Here is a 13,793-nt window from a genome sequence, read left to right on the forward strand (position 1 = left end):
GGTGTGGACGACGGGGAAGGGCCGCCGTGGATTGGCGGGGCGTCGTCGTTTCGATCGCCTGCCGGTCATGCCTGATGCTGATGGGGGCAGGCTTTTCACGGCCGCGCCCCCGGCCGCGATCCGTCGCCATGATGGCGACGGTCCCCCTTGAATTGTCGCGTCGTCGCGCGGCGACGACCCTCGACGACGCTGTTCAGGCTGCTGCCGGCTGAGGAACCGAGTCCTGCCGATCCCCGCCCAGGATATCGACGAGACTGGTCAGCATCCGCGCCAATTCACCCGTCATCAGCGTGAAGTCGGAGTCGAAGCGCTCGTCGTCGTTCTGCGCGGTGGGGGCCGCCGCCTCCTTGATCACGTCGAGCGGCGTGACCCGCTTGATCGTCAGCGACGGAGTCAGCACGAACGAGATCCGGTCGTCCCAGGTCATCGCGAGGCGCATGCATTGTTTGCCGGCTTCGATGTGCCGGCGCATGTCGTTCGCTTCCAGCGCGTGGCCGACGTAGCGTACGGTGGCGCCGCCTTCGCCGCTCGAGCGCAACTCGGCGTCCTGGTCGACGGTGAATCCGCCCGGCGCGTCGCCGGACAGCAGCCAGTCCGTCATCGCGGCGACCGGCGAGCGCGCCACCTGAACGCCGGCGAGCGGCAATCCGTCGATCGATTTGACGAGCAGGCTGCGAACGTCGTCGGCGAGCGCCTGGGCCGCCGCATCGATGACGAGCCAGCCGTTCGCCGTATCGATCCACACGCGGGTATCGCGGCGAATGCTGAACGCGCGCGGCAGCAGTTCGTCGGTCACCTGTTCCTTGAGTTCGCGCAGTTGTTTCCGGCCGACCTTGAAGCCCTGCTGCTCTTCGAGTTCGAGCGCACGGGCCTTGGTGACCTGATTGACGACCGACGTCGGGAGCAGCTTCTTTTCGGCACGAAACACCAGCAGCATCTGCCGGTTGATCGAATACACGAGCGCGCCGTCGTCACGCGGCGACGCCCAGCCGACGCGCTGCATTTCGACGCTGCTGCCCGGCTGGAATGCGTGAGGCGCGAGCCATTTTTCCATCTGGTCGGCAGTAACGGCCCAGGGCGCGGGAAGACGGTGAAGCTGGAGATTCTTGAACCACATAGGCGTACGGGCAAAGCGCGTCATTCTATCTGACGGGGGCGATTGCCGGTCAGTGGCGGAGATTCGACGCCAATGTCGAGGGGACTTGCCCGCTAGCGCGAATGGGGGCCGACCGTTTAGGATCGGCATTCGGCATTCGGCATCAGCGCGGCGCCGCACGGCAACCGACGACAAAGAGAGCATCGACGGTTGCATCAAGATTGATACCAATGGAAACCATTCCAACAACAAGGAAGGGAAAACCATGATGACTTCCGGCGACGGCCTGACCAGCCCTGCGCGGCTCCTGCGACTCGCGTCATGGGTAATCGCGATCATCTTCGCCGTCTTTTTGAACATGCTCGGCAGTCTCGTGATTCGCGACATGGCGTTCGCGCCTCGGGGTGGTCCGCCGGTCATCGAGCAATTCGCCGACGCTCCGTTAAAAGCGCGGCTGGACGCGGCGCGGCGTCAGTTGCAGGCGCAGCGCGATGCGCTCGCCGAGAAGGTCGACACGATGGAAGTGGCGCGCGGCCGTGCCGCGAAGGCGTACGCGGCCGAAAAGGAAAGTTTCCGCAACTGGCTGGCCACCCGCGCGGTGACGGGAGACGGTGCGGGGGACCCGGACATCGTGGCGAGAACGCGCAAGCTGGATACGCTGCAGGCAGTGGTCGTCAACTGGCAGCATCAGATCGATGCGATCGGCGACCAGCAACGGGCGCTGGCATCGCAGCAGACGCAAGTCGACACGCAAATCGCCGAAGCGGACACAGCAGCCGAACGGCGCTTCGACGACGCGACCCGGCGCTACGAGATGCAGGTGTTCGGGCTGCGGCTGGCGCTGACGTTGCCGATACTGCTGGTCGCGACCTGGCTGTTCATCCGCTACCGCAACGCGCGCTACTGGCCGTTCGTGTACGGTTTCGGCCTGTTTGCGCTGAGCGCGTTTTTCATTGAACTGGTGCCGTACCTGCCGAATTTCGGCGGCTATGTCCGGGTCCTCGTCGGCATCGTGCTCACGGTATTCGCCGGTCTTTACATGATGAAGGCGTTTCAGCGCTATGCCGAGCGCAAACGGCTCGAATTGCAGCAGGATCAGGGCGAACGCGCGCGCACGATCGGATACGAAAAAGCCGTCCGGTCGCTCGAAAAAAAGCGCTGCCCGTCATGCGACAAACAATGGAGTCTCGGTGGCAACGACTCCACGTTCTGCGTCCATTGCGGCTTGAGGCTTTTCAATGTGTGCGAATGCGGTGGCCGGAATTTCTTCTTCTTTCCGCATTGCCATCAATGCGGTGTTGCGCAGGGAAACGAGTCGCCGGTGTCGTCGGACTGACGGTCGGCGTGTCCGCACTGGCAGCGTACGACGGTCGTGAACGCGTCAGTCGGGTGCCTCACGCGATGACGCGCGGCGGCGTCGACGACTCCGCGAGCTGAAACAGGCAATCCCCGCGCCGCACCTGCGCGGGCACGCGCTTGCACACCACCTCGCCGTCGCCGTTGAACCGGTGCAGCACCGGTTCGCGCAACGGCGTATCGGGGAAATGCACCCACGCGGCCGGCTGCCCGGCCTTCACCTGGTCGCCGAGCTCGACGAGCGGCTCGTACAGCCCGCGCTCGTACGCATAGACGAAATGGCGATCGCCGTCGACGCGCATGAAGCGCGTGACGGTCGGCGGCGCGTCGGGCACGAGCGCGCCGTGCAGCAACCCGATATAGCCGAGGTAATGCAGCAGTCCGTGGCGACCGAGCCGGATCAGCGACGGATCGGCCATCCCGGCGCCGCCGAGTTCGGTGACGATCGAGATCGCGCCTTGCCGGCGCGCGGCCGACGCCGAATGCACGGGATTCGGCGCGTGCAGCAATGCATTGTGCAATCCGAACGCGACCAGCAGCCCGTTGAGCTTCTCGGCTTCGTCGGCGTCGAGCGGATCGATCGCGAGCATGTTGCCGCCCTGGTACAGCAGCGAGCTGCCGCCCGAATGCAGGTCGACCAGATACTGCGCGCGCGACAGCAGCGCGTGCTCGATGTAGTGGGCGATCATCTGCGTCGGCGTGCCGGTCGGGTCGCCGGGAAAGCTGCGGTTCAGGTTGCCTTCGTCGAGCGGCGACACGCGCAGGCCCGCATCCGCCGCCGGGAAATTCGCCATCGGCAGCAGGATCAACTGCCCGCGGACCATGTCGGGTTCGATCTCGCGCATCAGTTGCGACACGATGATCTGGCCTTCGTACTCGTCGCCGTGGTTGCCGGCCATCACGAGCGCGACCGGGCCGTCGCCGTTGCGGATCGACGCGATCGGGATCGGCAGCCAGCCGTATGCGGAACGGTGCACGGAGTGCGGCAGCCGCAGGTAGCCCGCGTGCTTGCCTTGCGCGTCGAGATCGATTTCGCAGTGAATGGGGTTTCGAGCAGGAGAGGAAGTCATGGCAGCGTCGTTCGATGAACGGAATCTGCCATCTTATAGGGGAAACCGGCGCCGCGCGGCGCGGCGGGCGGGATCGGCCAGGCAGCGCGTGACCGCGGACGGGCGCACGGCCGTGTCTTGCCGGGCCGATACGCGGGCGCGCGCGATGTTGCAGCGATGAAGCCATGCCGGCGCGCCGGCCGGCTGCATTGACGTGCCGGCTCTCGCGCCAGCCCGTGTCGTGACAGGGCCGGCGCGCGCGACGCGCTTACCGGCCGGATGTTTCAGCTTCGAGACGTCCTTCTTCCCACAGTGCCCAGAAACGGCTGCCGGCGCGATACGGATTCGCGCGTCGCGCGGCGTGATCGGCGACGCCCTGACGAAACGCGCCATACAGCGTGAGCGGCGGATTGTCGATGCAGGCGGCTTCGCGCGCGGCCGGCATCCGGCGCTCGGACACGAGCCGGCGGATCAGCGATGCGCCGTCGATCACGGCCTGTTCGTCGATGATTTCGGTTCGTGCGAGCACGTCGACGGTATTCATGTTGGGCTCCCTGAAACGTTCTTTCCCCATCAAGGAGCAATAAGAGTGCCAGCCGCGAAATGCCGTGCCCGGCCTCGATCGTGCGGGCTTCTGCAGTCATCTTGCGGCGCGTCGGATGGCGATGTTACGGAACACGTCACGTGACACGCGAACGCACGGCGTCATGTGCGGACCGGCAAAGCGTTTCGGAATTGAATCGTCGGGAGAACGCAGCGGGCACGGAAAGTTGATGCGCGGCGCGCGCGTCACGGGCTCAGCTTGCGGTGGCCGGCGCCATGCGGCGGCTGCCGCTCGAATAGAAGCAGTAGATGCCCTTGCCGGCCGACTTCGCGTCGTACAGCGCGCTGTCGGCTTGCCGGATCAGTTCGTCGGGCGAGCCGTGCCCGTCGTCGAGCGCGATGCCGATGCTGATGCCGATGCAGACGGTCTCGCCGTTCGACAACCCATACGGCGCCGAAATCTGCCGGATGATCCGCGCGGCGAGGATCGAGCACGCGTGCATCGTCGTGTCGTCGATCGCGACGACGAATTCGTCGCCGCCGATGCGAGCCGCGAGCTCGCCCGGCGGCAGCGTCTTGCCGAGCCGTTCGGCGACCTGCGTGAGCACTTCGTCGCCGGCCTGGTGGCCGAAGCGGTCGTTGATCGACTTGAAGCCGTCGAGGTCGAGATACATGATGGCGAACGCCGGGCTCGGCAGCCGCGGCCGGCGCGCGAGCATCCGCTTGAGCGCCGCGTGCAGCTCGTGGCGATTCGGCAAACCGGTCAGCGCGTCGTGCCGCGCGAGGTGCCGGATGTGCTGCTCGGTCTGGCGGCGCGCGGTGACGTCCTCGACGATGATCACCGCGTTGCCGTCCGGCACGCGGTGGCGCGTCAGTTCGAGCTGGCGGCCGTCGGCGAGCGCGATGTCCAACGGCGCGGGCTCGTTGCGGCTCAGCCAGCTGTCGCATTGCGCGGCGAGGCCGATGCCGCCGGGATCGGTCGCGGCGTTCGCGCCGAGTGCGGCGACCACGGCCGGCAGCGGCGTATCGAGCATGATCTCGCGTGGCGAGCCGAACAGTTGCGCGGTGCGCCGGTTCGCGACGATCACGCGGCTGTCGCCGTCGATCATGCACAGGCCGTGCGGCATGTAGGTGAGGGCGGCGTCGAAGCGCGCGACCAGTTCGGCGTTGCGCTGGCGCGCGGCGATCAGCGCGACGAGCACGCGGTAGTGGCGCTGCACGACCGTGCGCATCGCCGCGAGATAGATCGCGAGCGGCGGCACCAGCAGCCATGCGCCCGGCCGCGGGGCCAGCAGCGCACCGACGCCGATCGGCAGCACGCCGAGCACGACCTGCCTCATCGCGAGCCGCGGCAGCGCCGAATTGCGCGACGCGATCCCGCCGAACACGCCGCCCGCGACCATCACCGACAGCGTGCCCAGCTCGACGTCGGCCGCCTGCACGCAGCCCATCACGCCGAGGCCGAGCACGAAGCACGCGACGAGCGACACCGGCGCATAGCGCCTCGCCCAGTATTCGGCGCGATCGTCGCCGGCGTTGCGCCGCACCGTGTAGGCCCGTGCGATCGACAGGCGCGCGATGAGCAGGCCGACGTCGACGACGAGCCACGCGAGGCACCACAGCTGCTGCAGCCGGATCAGCGCGACGGCCGCGACGAAGCCGCTCGCGAGCCCGGACAGCGCCATCGGGCGCACGTCCTCGAACAGCGTGACGAGCATCGACGGACGCAGCGCGGCCGTCACGCGGTGGTTGCCGGAGGGGGGAGTGGCGAGAACGGAGTTCAGGAGAGAGGCCCTGACTGCCATGGTCGTTGACCTCGACACGATGTCGGGATGGCTGGCGACGCCCGCACGGCACGTGGCGGACGCCCGGCCGAGCCGGATGCGCACGACATTACCATGAAAAACCGGCGGCGCGGGCCGCCCGACGGCGCCGCGCACCGCTTCGCGCGGTAGTCGTAAACCACGGTTGCGAGAGGCTTGCGGATTCGGCGGCGCGAAGGCAGCATCGTTGCGAACGGAACGATGTGCGGCGACCGGCAGGAGACGGGGGCAGCCTGCGTGGCGGCCGCCGGCCGCACGCGCACGGCCGGCGATTCGCGCCCGCGACCGCCCGCCGCAGCCCGGCTGAATCCCGTTATAAGAAATCCAATAAGTATTTCATGCGAGAAATACTATAGGCGATATATCAAAAACAATGCCAGAATGCGCGCCGCTCCGAACGCCGCGACACCCGATCGCCGTCCGAGCCGCATCAGGAGGTTCCCCCCAATGAAAAACCACGGCCTGTCACGGCGGGGTTTTCTGAAAGCCAGCGTGCTGGCGGGCGTCGCGGTGTATGTCGCGCCCATCGGCAGCCGCGCGTTCGCGGCGCTCTTCGAAGAAAAACTCCTCACCCCCGTCAAGTGGGATAGCGTCACCGGCATCCCCCAATTCCGCATCGACGGCATCGCGAAGGTCACGGGCTCGAAAGTGTTCGCCCGCGACGTGCGCGCCGCCGACATGCCGCACTGGCCGCAGCAGCAGTCGCACGCGCTGATCCTGCGCGTCACGCAGGCCGACCGCACGTACGAAGGTTTCGACCTGTCGCTGCTCGGCGACGAGCTGAAGCCGGACCGCGTGGTCACGGCCGACGATCTCGCGCGCGACGGCGTCGCGTTCCCGCCGTTCTACGGCGACGACATGCTGTTGCCGGCCGGCAAGACGCCCGCGTATCTCGGCCATGCGGTCGCGATCCTGATCTATCACGACTTCGCGCGCTTCCGCTTCGCGAAGAACGCGCTGAAGTTCCGCGACGACGTGATCCGCTACGGCGCGGTCACGGGCCCGCTCGAGCGCGATCCGTGGGGCACCTTCCGCTACGTGCGCGTGGGCGGCAAGACGGCCTATGACGACGACGTCTATTCGAGCCTGAAGGACGCGCCGATCTTCCCGAGCATGATGCGCAAGCACCTGCCGGTCTGGCCGGACGGCAAGGAGCACGGCAAGCTCGACGAGCAGGGCATGTTCCTCGCCGGGCAGATCGCCAGCGAGCTCGACCATCCGTCGGCCGACTGGCTCGTGTTCGACCGCGAATACAACACGCAGTCGGTCGATACGGCCGCGCTCGAACCCGACAACGCGAACTGCTGGTACGACGCCGCGACACAATCGCTGCACCTCGTCGTGCCGACCCAGTCGCCGCTCGAAGTGTCGGAGAACGCGGCCGCGATGGTCGCGAAATGCCGCTTCCCGGTGAAGAAGCTGTTCGTGCATCCGTGCTACACGGTCGGCTACGGCTCGAAGGACCACTTCAACGTGCCGTTCTACGGCCTCGTCTGCGCGCTGTACGCGGACGGCCGCCCGGTGCGTTTCGCGAACGACCGGTACGAACAGTTCCAGACGTCGCTGAAGCGTCACGCGTTCAAGATGCGTTACCGGATCGCGGTCGACCGCAACACGGGCCTGCTGCAGTCGTTCAAGGGCGACTTCGAGGCGAACGGCGGCGGTCGCTCGAACTTCTCGCCGTCGGTCGCGATGGTCGGCGCCACCGCCGCGCAATCGATCTACTACTTCCCGAAGAGCGACCTGGCGGCCGTCGCGATCGCGTCGCGCGCGATCGACGCCGGCTCCGCACGCGGCTACGGCACGCTGCAGAGCATGGCCGCCACCGAGATGGCGGTCGACGAGATCGCCGCGCAACTGAACATCGACCCGATCGACTTCCGTCTGCGCAACGCGCTGCGTTCGGGGATGAAGAACACGCAGGGCGCGATTCCCGCCGGCGCGCTGCGCGTCGACGAAGTGCTGGAGCGCGCGAAGCAGCATCCGCTGTGGACGCGTCGCGTCGCGCGCAAGGCCGAATTCGAGGCCGCGCATCCGGGCAAGCGCTACGGCGTCGGCTTCGCATGCGTGCAGAAGGATTTCGGCACGGGCGCGGAAGCGTCGTTCGCGAAGGTCGAATTCGACGAGCACGGCAAGGTGTCGCTGCAGCACACCGCGGCCGAGATCGGCACCGGGATGTCGACGTCGCAGGCCGTCGCGGTCGCGAAATGGCTCGGCCGTCCGGCGACCGACGTACGCGTGGCCGTGACCGAATGGCCGGACCTGCCGGTCGAGACGAGCGGCGACCCGTACCTGATGTCGCAGGCCGACCAGGACCGCCTGAGCGCGAACCCGCGCTGGTCGCCGGGCTATGCGTCGCCGTCGAGCGCGACGAACTCCGCGTACTACTTCACGCACAGCACGCGCGAAGCCGCGCGCGCCGTGTTCCGCTACGGGCTGTGGCCGGCCGCGATGTCGATCTGGACGCGCGGCCTCGGCGGCGGCCAGGCCGCGCCGTACACGATCCGCATCGAGGATGCGCGCTGGGTCGACGGCAAGCTGACCGCCGACGGCCTCGAGCCGCTGACGTTCGAACAGCTCGCGAAGCAGGCGCACGCGCTCGGCCTGCCGACCGGCGCCGTCGTGCACGTGTTCAACCGCTGGCAGTGGACCGATGCGGAATTCGAGGTAGGTGGCGCGGTCGAGCGTCTGCCGATCGACGGGCTGTCGCTGCGGGTCGGCGCGCCGAAGACGGGCGATGACGGTCCGATCCCGGGCACCGCCGCGCCGGCCGGCGCGACCGCGCTGCGCGGCACGCTGCCGCCGACCGCGAACGGCTACCGCGTGCTGGACCGCAAGCGCGTGTTCATCCCGCCGACGAGCCGCAACAACGCGGCCGTCACGTATTACACGGCGGTCGGCACGCTCGTCGAGCTGGCCGTGCACGAAGCGACCGGCAAGGTCGAACTGCTCACGCACCATTCGATCATGGAATGCGGCAACCAGATTTCGCCGCAGCTCGTGTCGGGCCAGTTGCAAGGTGGTCTCGCGATGGGTATCGGCCATGCGCTGCACGAGTACCTGCCGCTTTACGAGGACGGCCCGGGCAACGGGACGTGGAACTTCAACCGTTACCAGCTGCCGCGCGCGTCCGACGTCGCCGTCTGGACGCAGACGGGCGACGTGCTGCCGCCGCTGTCCGAGACCGATCCGCCGAAGGGTGTCGCCGAAGTGGTGATGATCCCCGTCGTCGGCGCGATCGTGAACGGCATCGCGCACGCGATCGGCCATCGTTTCACCGATCTGCCGGTGACCCCGCAAAAGATTCAGGAGGTGCTCGCATGACGACCGCCCAAACCGCGGCTTCGGCCGCGAGCGCCAGCGTGGCTGCGACTGGCGTTTCCGCACCGACCGCGGCTTCGGCCGCCCCGGCGTCTGCTCCGGCTTCGGCTGCCGTTGAACGCCCGCTCGTCCGGTTCCAGCAGAAACCGCTGTCGGTCAGGATCAACGGCAAGACCGTCGGCCCGATGCAGGTGCCGGAAGGGCTGATGATGATCGAGTTCCTGCACGAGTACGCGGGCCTCACCGGGTCGCGGCTCGGCTGCGGGCAGGGCATCTGCCATGCGTGCGTCGTGATCGTCGACCAGCCGGACGGCACGAGCGAGGAGATGCGCACCTGCATCACCGGTGCGCACTTCTTCCACGGTCGTTCGATCCGCACGATCGAAGGCCACGCGAAGCGCAACGAAGCCGGCGAAGTGGTCGAGCTGTCGCCGATCCAGCAGAAGTTCCTCGAACACTTCAGTTTCCAGTGCGGCTACTGCACGCCGGGTTTCGTCAACGCGGCGACCGTGCTGATCGAACGCCTGAAGCGCGAGCCGATCGCGAAGGCCGACGTGGAACGCACGATCACCGACGCGCTCGACGCGCATCTCTGCCGTTGCACGGGCTATGTCCGCTACTACGAAGCCGTCAAGGACGTGGTGCTGACGACGCCGGGACTCGTGAAGGACGCCGCATGAACCGCACACTCGCTCATCGTGTCGCGCGGGCCGCGCGCCTGCCCGCGCTCGCGGCGGCCTGCGCGCTGCTGCTCGCCGCGTGCGGCGGCCACGACGCGCCGGCCTCGAACGCGGCGTCCGGCGCACCCGGCGCCGACCCGGTCGCGCGCGGCCGCTATCTCGTGAAGGCCGCCGACTGCGCGGCGTGCCACACCGCGAAGGACGGCGCGCCGTTCGCCGGCGGCGCGGCGCTCGAATCGCCGTTCGGCACGTTCTACGGCTCGAACATCACGCCCGACAAGGATCACGGGATCGGCAACTGGAGCGCGGACGACTTCTATGCCGCGCTGCACGACGGCAAGGCGCCGGGCAAGCGCCTGTATCCGTCGATGCCGTACACGTCGTACCGGCAGCTCACGCGCGCCGACGCCGACGCGATGTTCGCGTACCTGAAGACGGTCAAGCCGGTCGCGCAGGAAAACCGCGCGCATGAACTCAAGTTCCCGTACAACCTGCGCTTCGGCATGGTTTTCTGGGACATGCTGTTCCTGAAGGACAGCCTGCCGGATGCGTCGACCGGGCAATCCGCCGACTGGCAGCGCGGCCGCTATCTCGCGGGCGCGCTCGGCCACTGCGCGGAATGCCACACGCCGCGCGCCTTCACGGGCCAGCTCGACGGCGCGAAGCCGTTCGCGGGGGCCGCGCTCGGCCGCGTGGCCGCGCCCGACATCACGCCGGCCGGCCTCGCCGCGCGCGGCTGGACGGGCACCGACCTGCAGACGTTCTTCGGCGTCGGCATCGCGCCGCAAGGCTCGGCGTTCGGCGAGATGTATCCGGTCGTGCACCTGAGCACGCAGTACCTGACGAAGGACGACCTGCGCGGACTGTCGGTGTACCTGCTCGGCGATACGCCGCCCGCGCCGCAACCGGTGAAGCCGGTTGCGGCCGATGCCGCGCAACTGGCCGCCGGCCGCTCGGTGTATCTCGCGGTCTGCGCGGGCTGTCACGGTTTCAACGGCGAAGGCAAGCCGCACGTGGCGGTGCCGATGAACGGCAACTCGACGGTGCGCCAGGGCGATCCGCGCAACCTGCTGGTCGCGATGCTCGACGGCATCGACGAGCAGAAGTTCGCCGGGTTCGAAAACCTGCAGCCGATGCCGGGTTTCGCGAAAACGTTGAGCGACGACGAACTCGCGCAGCTCGCGAACTACCTGCGCGCGACGTGGGGCGGCCAGCCGGCGAGCGTCACGCCGGCCGACGTGAAGGCGATGCGTTGAATCGCGCCCCGGGGCGGGGCGTCGCGCACGAGGCGGCCGGTTTCCGGTGCCCGTGCGCGATGCGCCGCACCGTTTTCCTGACGGCGGCGCGTCAGTAGCCGCCGCCGCCTCCGCCGCCTCCGCTACCTCCCGAGCCGCCATACCGGCTCATGCCGGGTCCTTGCGACACGCCGCTGCCCGACGACGTACAGCCCGCCGACAGCACGAGCACCAGCGCCGCGACGAGCGCCGCGGCCAACGTTGCCGATTTCATTGCAATCTCCTTGCAGCGCGCAGGCCACGGGAAAGGCGGTTCGCGTGAACCGCGCGGCTGCGCGATGAGAAGACGTTTCGGCGGCGCGTTTATTCCATGCTTTTTGCGTATCGCCGCCGCCGCGGCGACGCCGGATCAACGATAGACGAGATCGGCGCGGCGGTTCTGCGCCCACGCTTCCTCGTCGTGGCCGAGCGCGACCGGCTTTTCCTTGCCGAGGCTGACGGCCTCGAGTTGCGTGGCCGGCACGCCGAGCGTCTGAAGCGCGCTCGCCACGGCCTGCGAGCGGCGCTGGCCGAGCGCGAGGTTGTATTCGGACGTGCCGCGCTCGTCGGTGTTGCCCTGGATCAGCACGTGCCGCGCCGGGTGGCTGCGCAGGTAGTCGGCGTGCGCCTGCAGCAGCGACTGGAATTCAGGCTTCACGGAGTACTGGTCGAAATCGAAGTAGATGCTGCGCTTGGCGAGCGGGCTGTTCGGATTGTTCAGATCGTCGGCCGTCACCGTCGCGACGGTTTCGCTCGAGGGCTCCGGTGCCGCGCCGGCATTCTCGGGCGTTTTCGCCGCGTTGTGACAACCGGCCAGCAGTACGAAAGTTACCAGGACCGCAATTCGGTTCATTTTGCTCATCGTTCGTCTCCAGCGGTTGACTGCGTTGAAAGCGTGGCTGCGTGCCGTCCGCACGCAGCTGTCCGGCCGCCATGGCGCGAAAGGTCCGGCTCCGTTGCCGTGATGCAGGCTCGTAAGCCGATGGTGCGCCAGATGAAAGAATGTTGCGACCGGAACGCCGAATCGCGGCGTCGCTGCAAACAGATTAGGAAAAATGTCACAACGTGACCAGTTTCTTCGCATTTTTTGCGCAAATGCGACAGTCGGGAGGCATTCTTGCTTCCGCGCGCCGTACGCGGTACCCGACGCCCGCCACAGCGAAAAGGCCGCGCACGGGGCGCGGCCTTTCTCGTGTCGATCACGGCGATCGGGTGACGGGTGACGTGCTCGTCGGATGCAGCCGGGCGGCCGCGCGAGGCCGCATTCGTCAGAACTTGTGCCGCAACCCCAGCGCGACGACGACCTGGTTGCTGTTCGCCGAAGGCGTCAAGGTCCAGACGGTCGCGTTGAACGCCGGATTGCCGTTGCCGCCGCTCACGCTCTGGTAAGTGCCTTCGAGATACGCATCCGTGCGCTTCGACAGCGCGTAGTCGGCCTGCGCGACGACCTGGTTCCATTTCGGACGCGTCTGGCCCGTGCGGGTGTCGAAGCGGCCCATCGTGTACGTGTACGCGGCGGCGACGCTCAACGCGCGCGTGACGAAGTAGCGTCCGTCGATCGAGAAGTTGTCGAACACCAGCGATTCGCCTTTCAGCGGCGCGATGTTGCCGCCCTGGAGCACGCCCGTCACGCCGTCGGTGGCCGAATGCGACCACGCGGCGCCGACCGAGTGCGGCCCGAACGCATACCGGCCGGCCAGGGCCCAGATCTGCTGGTTGCCGCCCGTGATCGTCGCGGAGCCGTCGACCGTGCTCAGCGCGCCGTCCGGGTTCGGCGCGTTGCGGTCGCGGCTGATCTTCAGGTAGCCGGCGCCGAGCTTCAGCGGCCCGTTCGCATACGACACGCCCGTGCTCCACACGGCATTGTTGGAGAACTGGCCGGCCGTGTTCGAGAAGCCGACCATCGCGCCGAACGTCAGCCCGCGAACCGTCGGGCTCGTATATTTCACCGCGTTGTTGATGCGCAGGTTGCGGTTCGAATCGTCGTTGTCGTACGGGTGGACGGCGAGGTTGCCGCCCCAGCCGGGGCCGGACGCGCCGAGCGGCGTCACGAAATCGAGGATCAGGTCGTACTGGCGGCCGAAGGAAAGCGTGCCGGCCGTTTTCGAGCTCACGCCGATCCACGCCTGGCGGCCGAACAGGTCGACGCCTTTCTGCGACAGCTTGCCGGTGGTGCCCGAGAAGCCGTTTTCGAGCGCGAAGACCGCGGCCATCCCGCCGCCGAGATCCTCGCGGCCGCGCAGCCCCCAGCGCGACGCATTCAGCGCGCCGCTCGTCATCGCGACGCTGCCGCCGCCGGGCGAGCCGGCGCCGCGCGTGCGCTGGTTGGTCGAGTAGGTGATCGACGTGTCGATCAGGCCGTACAGCGTCACGCTGCTCTGCGCATGCGCGACATTCGGCACGAAGCTGCTCAGGCAGGCGGCAATGACGGTCCCCGCGACGCGTGCGCCGGCCTGCGGGTTCATTTGGCAGGAATGCATAGGAGTTTTGTTGTTGTGGGTCCGGCCTGGCGGCCGATGGATCGAGCGGCCATTATTGGAGATCGTGCGGCGGTCGATTAAGGCGTTGCACAGGAAAGGTCCTGTGCGGAATCGCGCGGAATCGCGATGCGTCGACGGCGGGGGCGGCGGTCGGAAAGGCGGGGCGTGCGG

The 13,793-nt window shown here is 67.8% G+C and carries 11 protein-coding genes; 4 read left to right on the forward strand and 7 right to left on the reverse strand.

Going from position 1 to position 13,793, the window contains the following annotated elements; translation table 11 throughout:
- Window positions 1-193 precede the first annotated feature (193 nt).
- Window positions 194-1,117: a recombination-associated protein RdgC gene (locus tag H0X91_RS33865; protein WP_196433781.1), complete on the reverse strand. Its 924-nt coding sequence runs from the start codon at window positions 1,115-1,117 to the stop codon at window positions 194-196.
- A gap of 244 nt (window positions 1,118-1,361) precedes the next feature.
- On the opposite strand from H0X91_RS33865, the gene H0X91_RS33870 reads away from it, so the two are divergent.
- Window positions 1,362-2,432, forward strand: coding sequence for a hypothetical protein (locus H0X91_RS33870; protein ID WP_077176564.1), 1,071 nt, complete (start codon window positions 1,362-1,364; stop codon window positions 2,430-2,432).
- Between the two features lie 58 nt (window positions 2,433-2,490).
- On the opposite strand, the gene H0X91_RS33875 is transcribed toward H0X91_RS33870, so the two are convergent.
- The 3 genes from H0X91_RS33875 to H0X91_RS33885 form a co-directional block, all read right to left on the reverse strand.
- Window positions 2,491-3,522, reverse strand: coding sequence for a succinylglutamate desuccinylase/aspartoacylase family protein (locus H0X91_RS33875; protein WP_006494837.1), 1,032 nt, complete (start codon window positions 3,520-3,522; stop codon window positions 2,491-2,493).
- A 247-nt stretch (window positions 3,523-3,769) separates the two neighbouring features.
- A complete protein-coding gene (locus H0X91_RS33880; protein ID WP_006483627.1) occupies window positions 3,770-4,045 on the reverse strand; it encodes a hypothetical protein in 276 nt (91 codons plus the stop codon).
- A 253-nt stretch (window positions 4,046-4,298) separates the two neighbouring features.
- Entirely contained in the window at window positions 4,299-5,849 is a 1,551-nt protein-coding gene (locus tag H0X91_RS33885; RefSeq protein ID WP_196433777.1) for a sensor domain-containing diguanylate cyclase, read from the reverse strand.
- 465 nt (window positions 5,850-6,314) lie between these two features.
- Between H0X91_RS33885 and H0X91_RS33890 the strand changes: the two genes are divergently transcribed.
- From H0X91_RS33890 to H0X91_RS33900, 3 genes are read left to right on the forward strand one after another with little or no spacing between them, the layout of a single operon-like run.
- A complete protein-coding gene (locus H0X91_RS33890) occupies window positions 6,315-9,191 on the forward strand; it encodes a xanthine dehydrogenase family protein molybdopterin-binding subunit (protein WP_196433778.1) in 2,877 nt (958 codons plus the stop codon).
- The gene (locus H0X91_RS33895) at window positions 9,188-9,868 is read left to right on the forward strand and encodes a (2Fe-2S)-binding protein (RefSeq protein ID WP_048985441.1); all 681 of its coding nucleotides are present in this window, start codon (window positions 9,188-9,190) and stop codon (window positions 9,866-9,868) included. Before H0X91_RS33890 ends, H0X91_RS33895 begins: the two co-directional genes overlap by 4 nt.
- Window positions 9,865-11,124 carry a cytochrome c gene (locus H0X91_RS33900; RefSeq protein WP_196433779.1) on the forward strand — a complete coding sequence of 420 codons (1,260 nt, stop codon included), beginning with the start codon at window positions 9,865-9,867 and terminating at the stop codon, window positions 11,122-11,124. Before H0X91_RS33895 ends, H0X91_RS33900 begins: the two co-directional genes overlap by 4 nt.
- A gap of 91 nt (window positions 11,125-11,215) precedes the next feature.
- On the opposite strand, the gene H0X91_RS33905 is transcribed toward H0X91_RS33900, so the two are convergent.
- The 3 genes from H0X91_RS33905 to H0X91_RS33915 all read right to left on the reverse strand — a co-directional run bounded on the left by H0X91_RS33905 (window position 11,216) and on the right by H0X91_RS33915 (window position 13,622).
- Complete coding sequence (locus H0X91_RS33905; protein ID WP_034202328.1) at window positions 11,216-11,377, reverse strand: hypothetical protein; 162 nt, start codon at window positions 11,375-11,377, stop codon at window positions 11,216-11,218.
- A gap of 135 nt (window positions 11,378-11,512) precedes the next feature.
- Complete coding sequence (pal, locus tag H0X91_RS33910; RefSeq protein ID WP_196433780.1) at window positions 11,513-12,004, reverse strand: peptidoglycan-associated lipoprotein Pal; 492 nt, start codon at window positions 12,002-12,004, stop codon at window positions 11,513-11,515.
- Window positions 12,005-12,410: 406 nt separating this feature from the next.
- A complete protein-coding gene (locus tag H0X91_RS33915) occupies window positions 12,411-13,622 on the reverse strand; it encodes a porin (protein WP_077021125.1) in 1,212 nt (403 codons plus the stop codon).
- Window positions 13,623-13,793 lie beyond the last annotated feature (171 nt).

The sequence above is a fragment of the Burkholderia sp. 9777_1386 genome (assembly GCF_015712265.1).
Lineage (GTDB): Bacteria > Pseudomonadota > Gammaproteobacteria > Burkholderiales > Burkholderiaceae > Burkholderia > Burkholderia cenocepacia.